Source organism: Dietzia sp. Alg238-R159 (assembly GCF_900537145.1).
GTDB lineage: Bacteria > Actinomycetota > Actinomycetes > Mycobacteriales > Mycobacteriaceae > Dietzia > Dietzia kunjamensis.
In genome coordinates this window covers 133,877-153,691 of record NZ_UNRI01000007.1, presented here as the reverse complement: position 1 = coordinate 153,691, position 19,815 = coordinate 133,877, and the positions used below count along the sequence as shown (strand labels likewise).

The 19,815-nt window shown below is 71.0% G+C and carries 18 protein-coding genes and 1 pseudogene; 3 read left to right on the top strand and 16 right to left on the bottom strand.

Annotated features, from left to right (window positions below; genetic code table 11):
* Positions 1 to 2 precede the first annotated feature (2 nt).
* Positions 3 to 437 carry a Fur family transcriptional regulator gene (locus G6R20_RS15115; protein ID WP_132061966.1) on the top strand — a complete coding sequence of 145 codons (435 nt, stop codon included), beginning with the start codon at positions 3 to 5 and terminating at the stop codon, positions 435 to 437.
* A gap of 15 nt (positions 438 to 452) precedes the next feature.
* Here G6R20_RS15115 and G6R20_RS15110 read toward each other — a convergent pair whose 3' ends face one another.
* From G6R20_RS15110 to G6R20_RS15045, 14 genes and pseudogenes are all read right to left on the bottom strand, one after another.
* A complete protein-coding gene (locus G6R20_RS15110) occupies positions 453 to 1,217 on the bottom strand; it encodes an isoprenyl transferase (protein WP_163376853.1) in 765 nt (254 codons plus the stop codon).
* A 22-nt stretch (positions 1,218 to 1,239) separates the two neighbouring features.
* Positions 1,240 to 2,037 carry a DNA repair protein RecO gene (recO, locus tag G6R20_RS15105; RefSeq protein WP_096905746.1) on the bottom strand — a complete coding sequence of 266 codons (798 nt, stop codon included), beginning with the start codon at positions 2,035 to 2,037 and terminating at the stop codon, positions 1,240 to 1,242.
* A gap of 97 nt (positions 2,038 to 2,134) precedes the next feature.
* Positions 2,135 to 3,043: a GTPase Era gene (gene era, locus G6R20_RS15100; protein ID WP_067719628.1), complete on the bottom strand. Its 909-nt coding sequence runs from the start codon at positions 3,041 to 3,043 to the stop codon at positions 2,135 to 2,137.
* Positions 3,040 to 4,362, bottom strand: coding sequence for a hemolysin family protein (locus tag G6R20_RS15095; protein ID WP_163376844.1), 1,323 nt, complete (start codon positions 4,360 to 4,362; stop codon positions 3,040 to 3,042). Before G6R20_RS15095 ends, era begins: the two co-directional genes overlap by 4 nt.
* Before the next feature lie 3 nt (positions 4,363 to 4,365).
* On the bottom strand, positions 4,366 to 4,848 hold the full coding sequence (gene ybeY, locus G6R20_RS15090; RefSeq protein WP_007626431.1) for an rRNA maturation RNase YbeY: 483 nt from the start codon (positions 4,846 to 4,848) through the stop codon (positions 4,366 to 4,368).
* Positions 4,845 to 5,999, bottom strand: a complete 1,155-nt coding sequence (locus G6R20_RS15085; protein ID WP_240341496.1) for a PhoH family protein — start codon at positions 5,997 to 5,999, stop codon at positions 4,845 to 4,847. The genes ybeY and G6R20_RS15085 overlap by 4 nt, the downstream gene beginning before the upstream one ends.
* Complete coding sequence (locus tag G6R20_RS15080) at positions 5,996 to 6,781, bottom strand: 16S rRNA (uracil(1498)-N(3))-methyltransferase (protein WP_163376843.1); 786 nt, start codon at positions 6,779 to 6,781, stop codon at positions 5,996 to 5,998. Before G6R20_RS15080 ends, G6R20_RS15085 begins: the two co-directional genes overlap by 4 nt.
* 7 nt (positions 6,782 to 6,788) lie before the next feature.
* Positions 6,789 to 7,952: a molecular chaperone DnaJ gene (dnaJ, locus tag G6R20_RS15075; RefSeq protein WP_119192828.1), complete on the bottom strand. Its 1,164-nt coding sequence runs from the start codon at positions 7,950 to 7,952 to the stop codon at positions 6,789 to 6,791.
* Between the two features lie 53 nt (positions 7,953 to 8,005).
* Positions 8,006 to 9,046 (bottom strand): heat-inducible transcriptional repressor HrcA, encoded by a 1,041-nt coding sequence (gene hrcA / locus G6R20_RS15070; protein ID WP_163376842.1) that lies wholly within the window; start codon positions 9,044 to 9,046, stop codon positions 8,006 to 8,008.
* 57 nt (positions 9,047 to 9,103) lie between these two features.
* Entirely contained in the window at positions 9,104 to 10,291 is a 1,188-nt protein-coding gene (gene hemW / locus G6R20_RS15065; protein WP_240341501.1) for a radical SAM family heme chaperone HemW, read from the bottom strand.
* Positions 10,292 to 11,109: 818 nt separating this feature from the next.
* A pseudogene (locus tag G6R20_RS18850) lies at positions 11,110 to 12,489 on the bottom strand (wax ester/triacylglycerol synthase family O-acyltransferase); the annotation flags it as partial.
* A gap of 168 nt (positions 12,490 to 12,657) precedes the next feature.
* The gene (locus G6R20_RS15055; protein WP_069389696.1) at positions 12,658 to 12,867 is read right to left on the bottom strand and encodes a hypothetical protein; all 210 of its coding nucleotides are present in this window, start codon (positions 12,865 to 12,867) and stop codon (positions 12,658 to 12,660) included.
* 9 nt (positions 12,868 to 12,876) lie between these two features.
* Positions 12,877 to 14,985 (bottom strand): M3 family metallopeptidase, encoded by a 2,109-nt coding sequence (locus tag G6R20_RS15050; protein WP_163376839.1) that lies wholly within the window; start codon positions 14,983 to 14,985, stop codon positions 12,877 to 12,879.
* A gap of 59 nt (positions 14,986 to 15,044) precedes the next feature.
* Positions 15,045 to 15,866 carry a TSUP family transporter gene (locus G6R20_RS15045; RefSeq protein WP_120286382.1) on the bottom strand — a complete coding sequence of 274 codons (822 nt, stop codon included), beginning with the start codon at positions 15,864 to 15,866 and terminating at the stop codon, positions 15,045 to 15,047.
* Between the two features lie 26 nt (positions 15,867 to 15,892).
* Here G6R20_RS15045 and G6R20_RS15040 point away from each other — a divergent pair, with 26 nt between their 5' ends.
* Positions 15,893 to 16,405, top strand: coding sequence for a CGNR zinc finger domain-containing protein (locus tag G6R20_RS15040; RefSeq protein WP_069389694.1), 513 nt, complete (start codon positions 15,893 to 15,895; stop codon positions 16,403 to 16,405).
* A gap of 22 nt (positions 16,406 to 16,427) precedes the next feature.
* On the opposite strand, the gene lepA is transcribed toward G6R20_RS15040, so the two are convergent.
* Together lepA and G6R20_RS15030 are read right to left on the bottom strand one after the other, a co-directional pair.
* Positions 16,428 to 18,287 (bottom strand): translation elongation factor 4, encoded by a 1,860-nt coding sequence (gene lepA / locus G6R20_RS15035; RefSeq protein WP_069389693.1) that lies wholly within the window; start codon positions 18,285 to 18,287, stop codon positions 16,428 to 16,430.
* 57 nt (positions 18,288 to 18,344) lie between these two features.
* Complete coding sequence (locus G6R20_RS15030; RefSeq protein WP_163376838.1) at positions 18,345 to 19,070, bottom strand: EthD domain-containing protein; 726 nt, start codon at positions 19,068 to 19,070, stop codon at positions 18,345 to 18,347.
* A gap of 32 nt (positions 19,071 to 19,102) precedes the next feature.
* On the opposite strand from G6R20_RS15030, the gene G6R20_RS15025 reads away from it, so the two are divergent.
* Positions 19,103 to 19,651 carry a type II toxin-antitoxin system PemK/MazF family toxin gene (locus tag G6R20_RS15025; RefSeq protein ID WP_163376837.1) on the top strand — a complete coding sequence of 183 codons (549 nt, stop codon included), beginning with the start codon at positions 19,103 to 19,105 and terminating at the stop codon, positions 19,649 to 19,651.
* Positions 19,652 to 19,815 lie beyond the last annotated feature (164 nt).

The window sequence follows — 19,815 nt, the reverse complement described above, 5'->3', positions numbered from 1 at the left end:
CCATGACGACACCGGACAAGCCGATCGGCGTGCGGTCGACTCGTCAACGCAGCGCGATCTCCGCTCTGCTCGACGAGTCCAAGGGCTTCCGTTCCGCCCAGGACCTGCACGCCGAACTTCGCGAGCGCGGCGACACGATCGGACTGACCACCGTGTACCGGACCCTGCAGTCGATGGCCGACGCGGAGGCCGTCGACGTGCTGCGGACCGACTCCGGGGAACTGATCTTCCGCAAGTGCTCCGACTCGCACCACCATCACCTGGTGTGCCGCGTCTGCGGGTTCACCGTGGAGGTGGAGGAGCCGGGAGTCGAGGTGTGGGCCCATCGCGCGGGCCGGGCACACGGGTTCACCGACGTCAGCCACACCATCGAGCTGTTCGGCCTGTGCGCGGAGTGCGCGGCGGGCCAGGCGGGCGGGGCTGGCCTGGCTGACTGACCGGGCGCCCGCGAGTCAGGAGCTGGTGACGCCGCCGAAGCGCCGGTCACGCTCGGCGTACTCCAGGCACGCCGCCCACAGGTCGCGGCGGTCGAAGTCCGGGAACAGCGTGTCCTGGAAGACGAACTCGGCGTAGGCGGCCTGCCACAGCATGAAGTTGGACGTGCGCAGCTCCCCGGACGGGCGCAGGAAGAGGTCGACGTCCGGCATGTCCGGCTCGTCGAGGAACTGGGAGAAGTTGTCCTCCGTGAGGTCATCGGGCGAGAGTTCGCCGGCGGCGACGCGGCGGGCGAAGTCGCGGGCGGCGTCGACGATCTCGGCGCGGCCCCCGTAGTTCACGCACATGGCCAGGGTCATGACCGTGTTGTCGCGGGTGAGCTCCTCGGCCTCCTCGAGTTCCGAGATGACCGACCGCCACAGCCGGGGTCGCTGCCCCGCCCACCGGACCCGCACGCCCAGCGAGTGCATCTCGTCCCGGCGGCGGCGCAGGACGTCCCGGTTGAAGCCCATGAGGAATCGGACCTCCTCGGGACTGCGCTTCCAGTTCTCGGTCGAGAAGGCGTAGGCGGACAGGTACGGGATACCCATCTCGATGCAGCCCTGCACGACGTCCATGAGCACGGCCTCGCCGCGCTTGTGCCCCTCGGTGCGGGGCAGACCGCGCTCCTGCGCCCAGCGGCCGTTGCCGTCCATGACCAGCGCGACGTGGCGCGGCACGAACTCGGCCGGGATGGCCGGCGGGCGGGCACCCGACGCGTGCGGGGTGGGTGGCCGGACCACGCTCGCCTGAGGGACGGGACGCTTACGAAATCTGGGTAGTCCGGGCACGGGACTCCTCTACTGGCTCGACGGGGCCGACCGTGCCGCGGTCGACCAGGGGCAGGCTGCGCAGGTCTCGTTCGAGATGCCACTGCAGGTGTGCGGCGGCGATGCCGGAGGCCTGGCGCACGACGGCGGGCGAGGACACCCCGACGGCGTCCCACTCCCCCGCCAGCAGCGCGGACAGGTGCTCGGCGACACCGGGTGAGAGCATCGCGCATCCCTGCGGGCGGCAGTGCACGCACACGGTCCCGCCGGACGCGACGTGGAAGGCCCGGTGCGGGCCCACCACGCCGCAGCGCACGCAGCAGTCCAGGACGGGCTCCCAGCCGGAGGCGGACATGGCACGCAGGAGGAACGCGTCGGCGACCAGTCCGGGCTCGCGGCGGTGCTCGGCCAGGGAGCGCAGGGCGTTCACGGCGAGGCCGAGCAGCCGCGGGGTGGGCGCCCCCTCCTCGCCCGCGAGGCGCTCGGCGGTCTCCAGGACCACGCACCCGGAGGTGTACGCCGGGTAGTCCGCCACCAGCGGACGAGCCAGGGACTCACGGCTGCTGGCCTGGCGGACGGTCCCGAGCCCACTGCGACCACGGCCCGGGGCGATCTGCACCTCCACCACCGCGAACGGCTCGAGGCTCGCGCCCATCCGGGACCGGGTGCGTCGCACGGCCCGGGCGACGGCGCGGACGAGCCCGTGCCGCTCGGTCAGCAGGGTGACGATCCGGTCGGCTTCCCCGAGGTCGTAGGTGCGCACGACGAGGCCCGTGTCGGTGAAGGGATGCATCCGGGCCTCCTTCCGGGGCGATGTCCGGGCGGGCGCGCACGCGGGTGCGTGCGCGCTCAGGTGTCCAGTGTCCCACGGGCCACGAGCCGTGGAGAGGCTAGAAGCCCAGGCGTCCCAGCATCTTGGGGTCGCGCTGCCACTCCTTGAGGACCTTGACGTGCAGGTCGAGGTAGACCTTGGTGCCGAGCAACTTCTCGATGCCGGCCCGGGCGGTGGTGCCGACCTCGCGCATCCGCGAGCCGCCCTTGCCCAGGACGATCGACTTCTGGCTCTGTCGTTCCACGTACACGGTGGCGTGGACGTCCACCATGTCGTCGCGGCCCTCGTGCGGCAGGATCTCCTCGATCGACACGGCGATCGAGTGGGGCAGCTCGTCGCGGACGCCCTCGAGGGCCGCCTCGCGGATGAGCTCGGCCATGCGGCTCTCGTCGGACTCCTCGGTGATGATGTCGTCGGGGTAGAACTGGGGCCCCTCGGGCAGCAGGGTCGCGATGACGTCGGCCACCACGTCGACCTGCTCGCCGGACGCGGCCGACACCGGGACGACCTCCGAGTCCGGTCCGAGGAACGTCGACACGGCCACGAGCTGCTCCATGACCTTCTTCTTGGAGACGGTGTCGATCTTGGTCACCAGCCCGAGCACCGGCGTGGTGGGGCACAGCTTGCGGACCTGCTCGAGGATCCAGCGGTCCCCGGGGCCGATGCGCTCCCCGGCGGGGATGCACAGGCCGATGAGGTCGACATCGGAGTAGGTGTCCTCGACCAGCGCGTTGAGCCGCTCGCCGAGCAGGGTGCGGGGGCGGTGCAGTCCGGGGGTGTCGACCAGGATGATCTGGGCGTCCGGCCGGTGCACGATCCCGCGGATCGCGTGCCGTGTGGTCTGCGGCCGCGAGGAGGTGATGGCGATCTTCTCCCCCACGAGCGCGTTGGTCAGGGTGGACTTGCCCGTGTTGGGTCGGCCCACGAAGCTGACGAACCCGCTACGGAAGTTCTCGGGAGTGCTCATCGGTTGTCCTCGCGCTGGGGGTCGTCGTCGTTGTCGTCGTTCTTCTCGGTCCGCTCGGCCACCACGGTGACCACCTTGACCCGTCCGCGCCGGTCGTGGCCGCCCTCGGCGCGCAGGTCGAGCCCGGTGGACACGACGTGGGCGCCGGGCAGCGGGACGCGCCCGAGCTCCAGGGCGAGGAGCCCGCCCAGGGTCTCGACCTCCTCGGTCACCTCGTCGGCGAACTCGACGTCGAACAGCTCGGCCACCTCGTCCAGCCCGAGCCGGGCGGACAGGCGGTAGCGTCCGTCGCCGAGGTCCTCGACGGGCGGCACCTCGGTGGTGTCGTACTCGTCGACGATCTCCCCGACGATCTCCTCGAGGATGTCCTCGATGGAGACCAGCCCGGCGGTCCCGCCGTACTCGTCGACGAGGATCGCCAGGTGGTTGTGGTCCCGCTGCATCTCGCTCAGCAGGTCGTCGATCCGCTTGGCGTCGGGCACGAACACCGCGGGGCGCATCACGTCGGCCACCGGGGCGGCGCGCCCGTCCGGGTCGTCGAGCCGGGCGACGATGTCGCGCAGATAGACGACGCCCACCACGTCGTCGGAGTTGTCCCCGTCGACCACCGGGATACGCGAGTACCCGGACTTTACGGTGAGTCGCGCGGCCTGGCCGACCGTCTTGTCCGACTCGATCCACACCATCTCGGTGCGCGGGGTCATCACCTCGCGCGCGGTGGTGTCGCCGAGTTCGAACACCGACTGGATCATGCGGGACTCGTCGTCGGCCACGACCCCGCGCTCGCGGGCCATGTCGACGATCTCGAGCAGCTCGATCTCGGAGGCGAACGGTCCGTTGCGGAAACCGCCGCCGGGGGTGACGGCGTTGCCCAGGCCGACGAGCAGGGTGGCGACGGGGCCCAGGACGAACCCGGTCACGGTCAGCGGGGTCGCGGCGCCCAGGGCGAGAGAGTAGGCGTGTTGTCGGCCGAGGGTGCGGGGTCCGACCCCGGCCACGATGTAGGCGGCGACGGTGGTCACCACGACGGCGACGGCCAGCGCCCAGCCCGTGGAGTCGATGAGATCGTTGAACACGACGGTGAACAACACCGCCGCGGCCACGAGGCTCAGCATGTGGAGCAGGACGGTGACGTTGATGTACCGCGGCCGGGTGGCGAGCATCTTCGACAACCGCGTCGCGCCGTGACGGTTCTCCTTGGCCATCTCCTCGACGCGGGCCACCGAGACCGTGCTCAGGGCGGCGTCGAGGGCGGCGAACAGTCCGGCGACGGGAATGAGCACCACGGCCGCGACAGCCGTGAGGATGGTGGTGTCCACGTCTCAGGCGTCCACTCTCGGGGACTCGTCTCGGTGGTCGTACCACTCGCCCAGCAGTTCGTTCTGGAGGCCGAACATCTCCCGCTCCTCGGCGGGCTCCGCGTGGTCGTACCCCAGCAGGTGCAGGCACCCGTGGACGGTGAGCAACGCGAGCTCGTGCGCGAGGGGATGGCCGGAGCTGGCGGCCTGGTCGGCGGCGAACGCCGGGCACAGGACGATGTCGCCGAGCATGGCCGGTCCGGGTTCGGGCAGGTCGGGGCGGCCTCCGGGCGTGAGCTCATCCATGGGGAAGCTCATGACGTCGGTGGGGCCGGGCAGGTTCATCCACGTCACGTGGAGATCGGCCATCGTGTCCTTGTCGACGAGGGTGATCGACAGTTCGGCGGCCGGGTGGACGTCCATCCGGGCGATCACGAACGCGGCCACGTCGATGAGTTCTGCCTCGTCGACCTCCACGCCCGACTCGTTGGCGACCTCGATGCTCATCGGCGGCGCTGCTCCCTGTTCTTGTGGATGGTGGGTCGCTCGCCTCGTTCGAGGCGCGCTTCGTGCTTGGCGTAGGCGTCGACGATCCGCCCGACCAGCGCGTGGCGGATGACGTCGCGGGAGGTGAGTTCGGAGAAGTGGATGTCGTCGACCCCGGTGAGGATGTCGCGGACGACCTTCAGTCCCGAGCGCTGGCCGCCGGGGAGGTCGATCTGCGTGATGTCCCCGGTCACGACGATTTTCGAGCCGAAGCCGAGCCTCGTCAGGAACATCTTCATCTGCTCGGGCGTGGTGTTCTGCGCCTCGTCGAGGATGATGAACGAGTCGTTGAGGGTCCGCCCACGCATGTACGCCAGCGGCGCCACCTCGATCACCCCGGCCGACATGAGCTTCGGGATGGCCTCGGGGTCCATCATGTCGTGCAGCGAGTCGTACAGCGGCCGCAGGTACGGGTCGATCTTCTCGTGCAGGGTGCCGGGCAGGTAGCCCAGGCGTTCACCGGCCTCGACCGCGGGCCGGGTGAGGATGATGCGGCTGACCTCCTTGGCGCGGAGCGCGGCGACGGCCTTGGCCATGGCGAGGTAGGTCTTGCCGGTGCCGGCCGGGCCCAGTCCGAACACGATCGTGTGGTCGTCGATGGCGTCGACGTATCGCTTCTGGCCGAGGGTCTTGGGCCGGATCATGCCGCCGCGGCGCGACAGGACGTCGGTGCCGAGCACCTCCTCGGGCGTGAGCGGCCCCGAGTCGGCGAGGATCTCCACCGAGCGGCGCACCGAGGCGGGGGTGATCTCCACTCCCCTGCGGGCCTGCCGCAGCAGGTCGGACACGACCCGGGAGGCACGGTCCACGTGGGGCGGATCGCCCGAGATGGTCATGGTGCCACCCCGCACGTGCAGGTCCGCGTCGAGCAGGTCCTCGAGGGCGCGGAGGTTGGCGTCGGCGGTGCCGAGCACCGCCATCGCCAGGTCCGGGTCCAGTTGGACGGCCGTGCGGGCGGAGGAGTCGCCGGTGTCGCGTCGGACGCCACCGGTGTCGGTGGCCGTGGCGGGATCCCGGTCGTTCCCGGTGGCGCTGTCGTTTCCGGTGGCGCTGTCGTTCCCGGTGGCTCTGTCGTTTCCTGCGGTGCTTACGTGGATCACTTCCCGTGTCATGGTGAGGTTGGATCGAGTGTAGACCCCGCGGGCGACCATCTCGGTGTGAGAACGCCGAGTGCGGCCAGCGCCACGGTGGCGGCGGTGGAGGTGCGGAGCACCTCCGGGCCCAGGACGACGGGCCGGGCGCCTGCCGCGGTCAGTGCGTCGAGTTCGGCGTCGGAGACCCCGCCCTCGGGGCCGACGACGACGAGGATCCGCGTCGCCGGCGGGCCCGCGGTGACCGCGTCGGCGAAACCGGCGGCGCCGTCCTCGTGCAGGACGAGTGCGCGGGCGCCCGCGTCGACCTCGGAGGCGACCAGGGCGGCGAGGGCGGTCGAGTAGACGAGGTCGCCGATCTCGGGCTCCCACGCCCGCCGCGACTGCTTGGCTGCGGCGCGGGCGGCGTTGGTCCACTTGGTGCGGCCCTTGTCGACCTTGGGGCCGGTCCAGCGGCTCACGCAGCGGTCGGCCTGCCACGGCACGATCCGGTCGGCTCCGGCCTCGGTGGCCAGCTCGACAGCCAGCTCGGACCGCTCGGATTTGGGCAGGGCCTGCACGACGGTGACCTCCGGGGTGGGGCGTGGGACGTCGACCCGGGTGACGACCTCCGCCTCGACCCTGCCGGAACTCGTCGTCATCACCACACAGTCCGCCACCACTCCCCGACCGTCACCGACCCGGACGGCCTCCCCCACCCGGACGCGGAGCGCGGATCCGGCGTGCCGGCCCTCCGGCCCGTCGAGCACCAGTGTCTCGCCGACACCGGGGACCGTCCCGGCCCGGAACAACGACGGGGTCACGGGCGCCTCAGTGCCCCGCGACGGCGTCGCGCAGGCGGGAGAACAGGCCACCGCGGCGGGCGGTGTCCTCGTTGACGACCTCGGCCGAGTCGCCGTCGAGGCGGCGCAGCTGCTCGACCAGGTCGCGGCGCTTGCGGTCCAGCTTCTCCGGGACCACGACCTCCATGTGGACCGTGAGGTCGCCGGCGCCGCCGCCGCGCACGCGGGGCATCCCACGGCCGGTCAGCGTGACGGTGTGACCGGGCTGGGTACCGGACGGGATGTCGATCGTCAGGGGCTCGCCCACGACGGTCTCGAGTTCGACCTCGCCGCCCAGCATGGCGTCGACGACGGGCACGCGGACGGTGCAGTGCAAGTCCTCGCCGTCGCGGACGAACACCGGGTGGTTGCGCTCGTTGACCTCGATGTACAGGTCGCCGGCGGGACCGCCACCGGGACCGACCTCACCCTGCCCGGACAGGCGGATGCGCATGCCGCCGCCGACGCCGGCGGGGATCTTGGCCGAGACGGTGCGGCGCTTGCGGACGCGGCCCTGGCCGGTGCACTCACCGCACGGGTCGGTGATGATCTCGCCGGTGCCCGCGCAGGTGGGGCACGGGCGGCTGGTCATGATGTTGCCGAGCAGTGACCGCTGGACGGACTGGATCTCGCCCTGGCCCTGACACATGCCACACGTGGCCGGCGGCGTGTCCGTGGCCGACCCCTTGCCGTGGCACTTCTCGCACAGCACGGCGGTGTCGACCTGGATCTCCTTGGTGACTCCGGTGGCGCACTCGTCCAGGCCCAGGGTCACGCGGATGAGGGCGTCCGAGCCGGGCTGCACGCGGCTGCGCGGACCGCGGCCGCCGCCGCCTCCCCCGCCGCCGCCGAAGAAGGCCTCGAACACGTCACCGAGGCCGCCGCTGCCGAAGCCACCACCGAAGCCGCCGCCGCCGTAACCGGCGCCGGGCGAGGAGTCCAGCGGGTCGCCGCCCATGTCGACGACCCGGCGCTTCTCGGGGTCGGTGAGCACCTCGTAGATCGCGGTGATCTCACTGAACTTCTCACGCGCCTCGTCCGACGGGTTGACGTCGGGGTGGAGCTCCCGGGCGAGCTTGCGGTAGGCGCGCTTGATCTCGGATTCCGAGGCGCCCCTATCGACCCCGAGGGTCCCGTAGTAGTCGCGTGACACGTGTGGCCTTTCGTCGAGAGGAAGATCTGGCTCCGGGAAGGAGCGTACGGACGTCAGCGCCCGGTGATGAGCTCGCCCACGTAGTGGGCAACAGCGGCGACCGAGGCGATTGTTCCCGGGTAGTCCATCCGTGTGGGCCCGAGCACCCCCATCCCACCGAATGTCTGGCCCTCCGCCCCGTACTGGGAGGACACCACGGAGGCGCCGCGGATCTCGGCGGCCTGGGTCTCCGCCCCGATCTGGACGGTGACACCCCCCGGCCCTCCCCGGCCCACCGAGTGGGCCGCGGTGAGCAGGCGAAGGATCACGACCTGTTCCTCGAGCGCCTCGAGGACCGAGCGCAGGGAGCCGTCGAAGTCGGCGGCGCTGCGGGTGAGGTTGGCCGTGCCGCCCAGGACGATCCGGTCGTCGGGGTGTTCGACGAGCGTGCCGACCAAGACCGCGACGCAGCGCTCGACCGCGTCGCGGATCTCGGGACGGGCCCGGTCGCCCGTGGAGGTCAGGGCCTCGGAGGCGTCGGGCAGGCGTTTGTCGGCGACGGCCTCGGACAGCAGGGTCCGCAGTTCCCCGAGGAGCTCGTCGGTCAACGGCGAGGCCAGCTCCACCGTCCGTTGATCGACGCGGCCGGTGTCGGTGATGAGGACCAGCAGCAGGCGGGTGGGGCTCAGGCTCACCACCTCGAGGTGGCGCACCGTGGAGCGACCGAGGACCGGGTACTGGACGACGGCGACCTGACGGGTGAGCTGGGACAGCAGCCGTGCGGCCCGCCGGAGGACGTCGTCCAGGTCGACGGCGCCCTCGAGGAAGGCCTGGATCGCCCGGCGTTCCGCGCGCGACAGCGGGGTGATCTCCTCAATGGAGTCGACGAAGTGCCGGTAGCCTTTCTCCGTGGGGACCCGACCGGAACTGGTGTGGGGTTGGACGATGAACCCCTCGGCCTCGAGCACGGCCATGTCGTTGCGGATGGTGGCGCTGGACACGCCCAGCGAGTGCCGGTCGACGAGGGCCTTGGACCCGACCGGTTCGTGGGAGGCGATGTAGTCGGAGACGATCGCCCGTAAGACGTCGGTCCTACGATCGGCCGTACTCGACATACTCGCTCCTCCCTGTCCTCGTCGTGGCGATTCTATGCCACTTCCCGGGCCGACGGCTCAGACGAGGACGTCGCGCACGACCCCGTCTGCCAACAACCGGCCCGCCTCGGTGAGCGCGTAACCGGGACCCGCAGGATCGCCGGCCGACCGTCGCCGGAGCAGTCCGGCCGCCACCTGGGTGTCGGCGCGGATCCGCTCGTCGGCGGTGAAGGCGCCGTCGTCGAGCCCCTCGGCCAGGCGGAGCCCGGTCATGATGCGCTCGATGTGGCGGTCGGTGTCGGTGAGGAGTTCCCCGCCGTCCACGGGCAGCCGGCCCGCGTCGCACTCGGCGGCGTAGCGGGCGGGATGCTTGACGTTCCACCACCGGGCCCCGGCGACGTGCGAGTGCGCGCCCGGCCCGATGCCCCACCAGTCGCCGCCGCGCCAGTAGCCCATGTTGTGGCGGCAGTATCCCGAGGAGTCGGTGGCGAAGTTGGAGACCTCGTACCAGTGGAACCCGGCACGGGCGAGACGCTCGGCCACCTGCTCGTAACGGTCGGCGAGGACGTCGTCGACCGTGCCCGACATCTCACCGCGGCGGATGCGGCGGGCCAGCGCGGTGCCGTCCTCCACGATCAGCGAGTAGGCGGAGACGTGGTCGACCCCGGCGTCGACGACCGCGTCGAGTGTCCGCGCCAGGTCGTCGTCCGTCTCGCCCGGGGTGCCGTAGATGACGTCGAGGTTGACGTGCTCGAACCCGGCCCGCAGGGCCTCGGCCACCGCCTCCTGCGGGCGTCCGGGGGTGTGGGTCCGGTCGAGGACGCGCAGGACGTGGGCGGCCGTCGACTGCATGCCCAGCGAGATGCGGGTGAATCCGCCCTCGCGCAGTCGGGCGAAGAACTCCGGCGAGGTGGACTCCGGGTTGCTCTCGGTGGTGATCTCCGCGCCGGGCGCCAGCCCGAACGCCGAGTCGATGCGCTCGAGCAGGCCCACGAGGACGTCCGCGCCGACCAGCGACGGGGTGCCGCCGCCGATGAAGACCGTGTCGACCTGAGGGGGCGTGCCCGCCGCGGCCAGGGCCTGCGCGGCCCGGTCGATCTCGATCGCCGCGGCCCGTTCCCAGTCGACCGGGGAGGTCGCCGAGCCGAGTTCGCCGGCGGTGTAGGTGTTGAAATCGCAGTATCCGCACCGGGTGGAGCAGAACGGCACGTGGAGGTAGATGCCGAATGGCGCCCGCGGATCGCGGGGCGGGGGCGCGCTCGCCAGTGTGGCGGGGTCGTGGGGCGCGGCGGTCACACCTGACCGGTCTGGGTGTCCGATGAGGTCTCATCTCCAGTCGGGTCCGGGGCGGGCAGGGTCTCGATCGGCGGGGTCGGCGTCGCCGAGATCTCGTCGTCGCCAAGGACTGTAGCCGCGGGCGCGCTGTAGGTCGGTGCCTGGGCGGCATCGTCGGGGGTACCCGGTCCCGCGGGAGCCTCCGGCGCGGTGGTCCGACGGTCGGGCCCGGCCGCGGTCTGCGTGGGCGCGGTCTGCGTGGGCGCGGTCTGCGTGGTCGCGGCCGGTGTGGTCGCGGCCGGTGTGGAGGCTGCGGGCTTGGACCCGGTCGGCTTCGCCGCGCGCTTCTGCTGCGAACTCGTCGTGGCCGGGGCCTTTCTTGCCGAGGTCTTTTTTGCCGGAGCCTTCGTCGCCGGTGCCTTTTTCGCGGGCGCCTTTTTCGCGGGCGCCTTCTTCGCGGGAGCCTTTTCCGCCGAGACCTTCTCCGCGGGCGCTTGCTTCGCGGGCGCCTTCTTGGCCGGAGCCTTCTTCGCAGGCGCCTTCTTCGCGGGCGCCTTCTTCGCCGGCGCCGTCGTGGCACCCGCCTCTCCGGCGGCGGGCCGAGACGCCGCGCCCGCGCCGGACTCGTCCTGCGTGGCCTCCCGGGTCGAGGAACGATCGCGTCCGATCACCGCCGTGGCCTTGGACCCCGACTTCGCGGACTCCTTGGACGCCTGGCGGGCAGCACTGCGCTGCTCCTTGCGCTCCTGCGCCAACTCGCCCGCCGATTTGCGCGCGGCAGTGGGGGTGCCGCTCTTCTCCCGCTCCTCCGCCGCGACCACGAACTCCGCCAGGGCGTCCTCGACCGCGTTCGCCAACGGCCAGGGATCCGGGACGAGGTCACGACACCCGATGAACCCGAAGTGCAGACTGCCGTCCAGCGACATCACGGTGCAGTTGAGGCCCGCGCCGTGGAAGACCGGGCCCAGGGGCAGCATCTTCTCGATCTTCGCGCCGAGGAAGTACAGCGGGAAGTTGGGGCCGGGCACGTTCGAGATGACGAGGTTGTGCACCACGGGGTGGCGCTCGGACAGCCGGAGTCGCGAGTACATGCGGACCGCGGAACCGAACACCGAGGGCGCCGCGAACTGCGCCCAGTCGGTGAGCAGGTTGGCGTCCAGCGCGTCGGTGTGGTCCTTGGCGACGGTGTTGGCGTCGCGGATCGCCTCGAGCCGACCGACCGGGTCGTCGATGTCGGTGGCCAGGGACATGAACATGCCCGAGACACGATTGGTGCCGGGGCGCGACTCCGCGGCGTGCACCGACATGGGGACCATGGCGATGAGCGGCTTGCGCGGCAGTGCGTCGCGGTCGTCGAGGTACTTGCGCAGAGCGGTCGAACAGACGGCGAGCACCACGTCGTTGACCGTGGTGCCGAACGCGTTCTTGACCCGCTTGATGTCCGCCAGGTCCACACTCGCGTAGGAGATCGACCGGTGTCCGGTGATCGTGCGGTTGAACGGGGTGCGCGGGGCGGTGAACGGCGCGGGCATCGCCAGTCCCTTGCGGGCGCGGTTGATCCAGGACGGGAGCACCCCGACCGTCCCCGGCAACAGGGAGGCGAGTCGCCACGGCGTGGCCAGGCGCGACAGGGCACCACCGACGGCGAGCTCCAGGGCGCCGGATCCACCGGCGGTCTCCTCGACCAGCTCCTCGTCGAGCTCCGGCTCGTCCGGGGAGAGGGTGCACAGCTGCGAGAGCATGTTGGCGCCGGTGACGCCGTCGACGGTCGAGTGGTGCATCTTGGCGAAGACCGCGACCCGGCCGTCCGGCAGTCCCTCGATGACGTACATCTGCCACAGCGGCATGGACCGGTCGATCGGCTGACTGCCCAGGTGGGCGCACAGTTCGGCGAGCTCGTGGTCCCCGCCGGGCTCCGGTATACCGACGCGGTGGAGGTGGTGGTCGATATCGAAGTCCTCGGCCTCGACCCACACCGGATGGTCCACGTTGAGCAGCGAGTCGTGCAACTTGCGCCGGAACGGCGGCATCGCGGTGATCCGACGTCGGAGCTCGGCTCGCAGGGCCTCGAAGGAGTACCCGTCCTCCATCCCGGAGACGTCCAGGACGATCAGCCCGCACACGTGCAGGAGCTGGGACCTGGTCTCGAAGTAGAGGAAGCTGGCATCGAGCCCACTCAAGCGCTGCATGTCGAGGAGTGTACGGCCGGACGGCGCCGCGTGGCGGTGGTTGGAATTCCGCGGCGATCGCGGAATTCCTGCCGTGGAACGGGGGTCAGAGCACCTCGACGAGGACCCATGCGATCACGACGAGCGCGATCAGCAGGACCAGGGCGAGTGTCACACGCGACCGGGGCATCAACGGACCTCCTTCCGGGTCTCGACGGTCCTCGGGGCGACGAGCGCCCGGAACCGGTGGACGAGGACATCCGCGCCCTTCTCGACCGCCACCGCGACGAGGAAGAACAGCGGGAGCCCCATCACGAGCAGGAGCATCACCTGCAACGGGAACGGCAGGGTGGCGAGCCAGAGCTCGACTCTGTCCCAGAACTGCAGGAACGCCGTCACGTCCCGATCCTACGACCGCCCGGCGGTGGCGACCCCGTGGCCTCCCACCACCGAGGAGTCGAGCCCACGCCGACGCAGCAGCGCGGCGGTGCTCGGCTCCGACCCCCGCATGCGGCGGTAGGCGTCGAGGAAGTCGATGGCCCCGCCCCGGGACAGCACCTCGCGCCGCATCCGCTCGCCCGAGGACCGCGTCAGGCCCCCGCTCTCGACGAACCACTCGGTGGCGTCGGCGTCGAGCACCTCGGCCCAGAAGTAGGAGTAGTACGCGGCGGAGTACCCGCCCGCGAAGATGTGCTGGAAGTACCGGGACCGGTAACGCGGCTCTATGCCGGGGACGTCGAGACCTGCCTCGGCGAGGACGCGGGCCTCGAACTCGTCGACGTCGGTGACGGCGTCGGCCTCCTCCGGCGACAGGGAGTGCCAGGCCAGGTCGAGCAGTGCCGCCCCGAGGTACTCCACGGTCGCCTGCCCCTCACCGAAGCGCTCGGCCTCCCGCATTCGCTCGACGAGGTCCTCGACGATCGGCGCCCCCGTCTCCACGTGCCGGGCATAGTGCGCGAGCATCTCTGGTCGACGCGCCCACATCTCGTTGACCTGGGAGGGGAACTCGACGAAGTCCCGGGGCACGGAGGTGCCGGAGAACACCGGGTACTCCACGTCCGACAGCAGCCCGTGCAGGGCGTGCCCGAACTCGTGGAACATCGTGGTGACCTCGTCCATCGTGAGCAGCGTGGGCTGCCCCGCCGCGGGACGGGCCAGGTTCATGACGTTGACGACGACGGGCCGCGAATCCAGGAGCCGGGACTGGTCGCGGAACGAGCTCATCCACGCCCCGCCGCGCTTGGTCGGGCGGGCGTAGTAGTCCAACAGCAGGAGCCCCACGCCGGCGTCGGGCTCGGCCCGCTCGTCGTCGAACACCTCGATGACCCGGACGTCGGGGAGGAACCCGCGCAGGTCGTTCCGCTCGGCGAAGCGCAGCCCGTACAGCTCGGATGCCGCGTGCATCACCCCGTCACGCAGCACCCGCTCGAGCTCGAAGTAGGGACGGACGGTCGCGTCGTCGACCTGGAACCGCTCGGCCCGCAGCCGCTCGGACGCCCAGGCCCAGTCGGCCGGGTTCAGTTCACGGTCGTCGCCGCCGAGCAGGTCCTTGGCCTCGTTGCGGGCGTTGGTCACGGCCGCGTCGACCACGTCGAGCAGCAGCCCGCGAGCCGCCTCGGGCGATCCGGCGGTCTCTACCGCAAGGACGTGCTCCGCGTGGCATCCCAGCCCGAGCAGCCGCGCCCGCTCGGCGCGTAGGCGGACGATCTCCAGCACGACCGGGGTGTTGTCGTGGCCCGGCGTCGCGCCCCGACCGAGTGAGGCCTCCATGACGCGGTGGCGCAGACCGGCGTCGTCGAGCAGGGCGCTGATCGGCTGCACGGTGGGAAGCCCCAGTGGGATCAGCCACCCCTCTCGCCCCGACTCGGCGGCGACCGCGGCGAGCGTGGACCGCATGGACTCCGACAGGCCCGCGAGTTCGGCCTCGTCGGAGACCGGGACGGCCATTTCCGTGGTCGAGGCCAGCAGGTTCTCGCCGAACTCGGTGGTCAACTCGGCCAGCCTGGTGTCGATGGCGGTGAGTCGGGCCCGGCCGGCGTCGTCGAGGGCGGCGCCCGCGCGCAGCAGGTCGCGGTGGTGGCGGCGCACGAGCCGCTCCGTCTCGTCGTCGACCTCCAACTCCCCCGCCTCCAGAGCGGAGAGCACCGCGTCCACCCGGCCGAACAGAACCGGATTGGTCATCACCGCGGAATGGTGCGCGGCCAGCAGCGGCGAGACGACCCGGTCCACGTCGAGGCGGGCCTTGGTGGCGTCCGGGCCGAGCAGGCCGTAGAACACCGACAGCACCCGGTTCAGGGCCAGGCCCGAGCGCTCGAGGGCGACCACGGTGTTGTCCACCGTCGCCGGCTCCGGGTTGGCGACGATCGCGGCGACCTCGGCCGCGTGGTCGTCGATCGCGGTCCGGATGGCCGGCTCCAGATCCTCCTCCCGTATGGCAGCGAAGTCCGGCAGGCCGTACGGCAACGGCGACTCGTCGAGCAGCGGATGACGGGAGGCCTCGGGGCTCGGAAGGGTCATGTGCGGGAGTCTACGTCCGCCGGCGGTCGCGTCGGCGCCCGCCGCGGCGGGCCCAGGGGTCACAGCCACTGCGTGGCGGTCTCCCAGGCCAGTCTCACCGCCAGGATGCTGATGACCACGAGGAACACGGTGCGGATGAACTCGTTGCCGTGCCGCATCGCCATCCGCGCCCCGAGGAACCCGCCGGCCAGGTTGGCCACCGCCATGCACCCGCCGATGATCCACAGCAGTTCACCGTGGAGGCCGAACACCAGGATCGAGGCGATGTTCGTGGTGAGATTGGCGAGCTTGGCCGCCACGGTGCCCTGGAGGAACCCGAACCCCAGGAACGCGACGATCGCGATGACGAAGAACGACCCCGTCCCCGGGCCGAGCACCCCGTCGTAGAACCCGATCACCCCACCGATGAGCGCCGAGCGCCACGTCCGCGACCAACCGGTGTGCCGTTCCTCGTGGACCCGCCCCATGGTCGGCGTGAAGTAGGTGTAGGCGCCCACCGCCACGACGGCCACCAGGACGATCGGCGTGAGGAGCTCCTTGGGGATGAACCGGGCCACCGAGGACCCGGCCGCGGATCCCGCGAAAGCCGCCACCACCAGTGGGAGCACCATCGCCACCGGCACACGGATCTTCCGGAGATAGGTCAGGGTCGCGACCAGGGTGCCGGCGACCGAGGACAATTTGTTGGTGCCGAGGATCTCCGGCGTCGAGGCCTCCGCCGGCAGCGCGATGACGAGCGCCGGCAGCTGGATGAGCCCTCCCCCGCCGACCACCGAGTCCACCCACCCGGCGACGAACGCCGCCAGGACGAGCGCGGCGAGCACCCAGACGGACACACCGAGTGCGGGGGACGCGGCGACGGCCGCGAACGATGAGGGCATGGCGATCACTGTGCTGTAATCGGTTTGTGTATATCAACCCTTACGGGGCCGATCCGGTCACTCTGGCCGCCGACCTGGCCAATCGCCGCCCCCGCACCACCCGCGAACTGGTGGACCGCTGTCGCGAGGCGGGGGTGACCATCGACCGGAGCGCCTCGGACGCGGACCTGGACGAGGTCGACGCCTTCCTGGACGCGTGGCTCGTCGTCGTCGACACCACTGCGCCGCACGGGCGCGCCGACGCCCTCAACGCCCTCCTGGCCGAGCACTCGGCACCGCCGCGCCTGACCGACCACGACGGCCACTGGCACGTGCACTACCGCGCCGACGACGTCTCCTTCGCCCGCCTGCTCACCGCCATGTTCGCAGTGGGCACCGCACTCCACCTGACCTCGCGAGGCATCGACCGGCTCGCGCGGTGCGCCGCCGACGACTGCGACGCCGTCTTCGCCGACACCACCCGCAACGGACGCAAGACCTACTGCTCGACGCGGTGCACCAACCGGTGCGCCGTCCGCCGACACCGCGCGCGGGCGTGAGTCACGCGCACGGTGTCGGGGCCTACTTCTTGTCCGCGCTCGAATCCGCCGACAGCGCCGCGACGAAGGCCTCCTGCGGCACGTCCACCCGCCCGATGGACTTCATCCGCTTCTTGCCCTCCTTCTGCTTCTCCAGCAGCTTGCGCTTACGGCTGATGTCGCCGCCGTAGCACTTGGAGAGCACGTCCTTGCGGATCGCGCGGATGTTCTCGCGGGAGATGATCTTCGCGCCGATCGCCGCCTGGATCGGCACCTCGTACTGCTGACGCGGGATGAGCTCCTTGAGCTTGCCCGTCATCTTGTTGCCGTAGGCCTGGGCGTAGTCGCGGTGCACGATCGCGCTGAACGCGTCCACGGCCTCGCCCTGCAGCAGGATGTCGACCTTGACCAGATCGGAGACCTGCTCGCCGGCCTCCTCGTAGTCCATCGACGCGTAACCCTTGGTGCGGGACTTGAGCGAGTCGAAGAAGTCGAAGATGATCTCGCCCATCGGCATGACGTACCGGAGCTCGACGCGGGTCTCGGACAGGTAGTCCATGCCCTTCATCTCGCCGCGCTTGGACTGGCACAGCTCCATGACCGTGCCCACGTACTCGCTGGGCACGATGATCGTGCACTTGACGATCGGCTCGAAGATCTCGCGATGCTTGCCCTCGGGCCAGTACGACGGGTTGGTGACCTGGTGCTCGCTGCCGTCCTCCGCGACCACGCGGTACACCACGTTCGGGGCGGTGGAGATGAGGTCCAGGTTGAACTCGCGCTCCAGCCGGTCCCGGGTGATCTCCATGTGCAACAGTCCGAGGAAGCCGCAGCGGAAGCCGAACCCGAGCGCGACCGAGGTCTCCGGCTCGTAGTCCAGCGAGGCGTCGTTGAGCTGGAGCTTGTCCAGGGCGTCGCGCAGGACCGGGTAGTCCGACCCGTCGATCGGGTACAGCCCGGAGAAGACCATCGGGTTGGGCTCGGCGTACCCCGCGAGCGGCTCCTCCGCCCCGCCGCGGGCGGTGGTGATGGTGTCGCCGACCTTGGACTGGCGGACGTCCTTGACGCCGGTGATGAGATAACCGACCTCGCCGGGCCCGAGCCCCTTCGTCGCTTTGGGCTCCGGCGAGATGATGCCGACCTCGAGCGCCTCGTGGGTGCTGCCCGTGGACATCATCCTGACCTTCTCGCGCGGGTTGAGCGAGCCGTCGAACACCCGGACGTAGGTGACCACACCGCGGTAGGTGTCGTACACCGAGTCGAAGATCATCGCGCGGGCCGGGGCGTCCGGATCGCCCACGGGCGCGGGGACCTTCTCGCACACCTTGTCCAGCAGCGCCTCGACGCCCATGCCCGTCTTGCCGGAGACCCGCAGCACGTCGTCCGGCTCGCACCCGACGATGTGGGAGATCTCCTCGGCGAACCGGTCCGGGTCCGCCGCCGGCAGGTCGATCTTGTTGAGCACCGGGATGATCTCGAGGTCGTTCTCCATGGCCAGGTAGAGGTTGGCCAGCGTCTGGGCCTCGATGCCCTGCGCGGCGTCGACCAGCAGGATCGCACCCTCGCACGCCTCGAGCGCGCGGGAGACCTCGTAGGTGAAGTCCACGTGGCCCGGGGTGTCGATCATGTGCAGGACGATCTCCTCGCCCTGGTGGGGGCCGGACCGCGGCACCCACGGCAAGCGGACATTCTGCGCCTTGATGGTGATGCCGCGCTCGCGCTCGATGTCCATCCGGTCGAGGTACTGGGCGCGCATGAGCCGCTCCTCGACCACGCCGGTGAGTTGCAGCATGCGGTCGGCGAGCGTCGACTTGCCGTGGTCGATGTGGGCGATGATGCAGAAGTTCCTGATCCTGGCGGGATCGGTGAACGTCGTCTCTGCGAAGTTGGGAATCTCGATCACTCCTCGGGCGGGCCCGGGCGTGGCTGGGTGCGGTCCGACCGGGCGATCACCCCATTGTCACACGCCCGCGCCGGGAACTCCCATCACGTACCGCCCTGTGGGGACGGCGTCCACCGTGCCGTCGTCGAGGAACCGTCCGGTCGAGGCGGTCATGGCCTCGATGTTGGCCGCCATGCGCGCGTCGTCACCGCCGGCGTCGAAGAACACCCCCAGGTCCGTCGCGGCCTCGATGGGGAAGACCTCCTCCACGATCCCGTCGATCACCGGTGCGTCGGCGGTCAACGCGCGGACCACCACGTGCTGGGTGTAGGCGGTGGTGGACTGGGTGTCGATCGCGACCTGCGTGTGCTCCTCGAGCCAGGTGCGCAGCCACTCCTCCCGGCCGATGCGCTCCGGCCGCCGCAGGAACGCCAGGTTGGCCATCCCCTCGCACCGGCCGTCCGGCCCCGGTCCGGCCGCGGGCAGCGGCTCGGAGGCGGTGACCGACCAGGCCGACACCGGCCCCAGCTCGCGCAGTGCCTCCATCAGGTCGGCGCACGCGGAAGCCGAGGCGACCGGCACGCGGGCGCGCAGCGCCGCCAGCACCGGCCGCGGCGTGACCCGGACGTCGATCATCGCGCCCGAGACCGCCTCGTCGCGCACGTTGAGCAGGTACTCCTCCACCCCGAGGGCGGCCAGCGGCCCCTCGACGGCGTCCGCGATCCGTGCCCGCAGGCCCGCGGCGTCCGCAGGATCCACCGGGACGTCGTCGTCCGCCCACACCACTGCCAACAGCATGTCCATGTCGAGATCATAGGGCGGTTACGCTGACGCCCATGGCTATCGACTGGGCCCGGGTGGGTCGAACGGCGGTCCGCGTGGGCCGCAGGTACGGACCGACCGTCGCGCGCGAGGTACGTAGGCGGCTGGACGACCGTGGGGTCTCCCCCGCCCTGTCCCCGGAGGTCGGTGGCGGGGGACGGCCCGCCACCACCGGCACCGCCCCCACCTCGAGCCGGGCCCGCCGGATCGCCTACGCGCCCGACCTCGACGGCCACGCCGACCCCGGCGAGATCGTGTGGACCTGGGTCGAGTTCGAGGAGAACGACGGCCGCGGCAAGGACCGCCCGGTCCTGGTGGTGGGGCGCGACGGGGACCGCCTGCTCGGCCTCCAGCTCTCGTCGCAGCACTCCAGGGACGACAACGAGGGGTGGCTCGGGCTCGGATCGGGCCCCTGGGACCCCGAGGGCCGACCGAGCTGGGTACGCCTCGACCGCGTGCTGGACGTTCCCGAACAAGGCATCCGCCGCGAGGGCGCGATCTGCCCGCGGCCGAAGTTCGAGGCGGTCGCCGATCGGCTCCGCGCCGATTACGGCTGGCGCTGAGCACGAGCGGCCCTCCGGGCCCGGGGATCAACGGAGGCGTCGCCGCACGTTTTGGCCGGTGACACCCCCGCTGGTAAAGTGGGTCGTCGGTGTCCACCGGAGCACGTTGTGCACGTGTCCGCGCGGACGAGACGACAAGACATCCGATCGGCGGGATCCCCTCG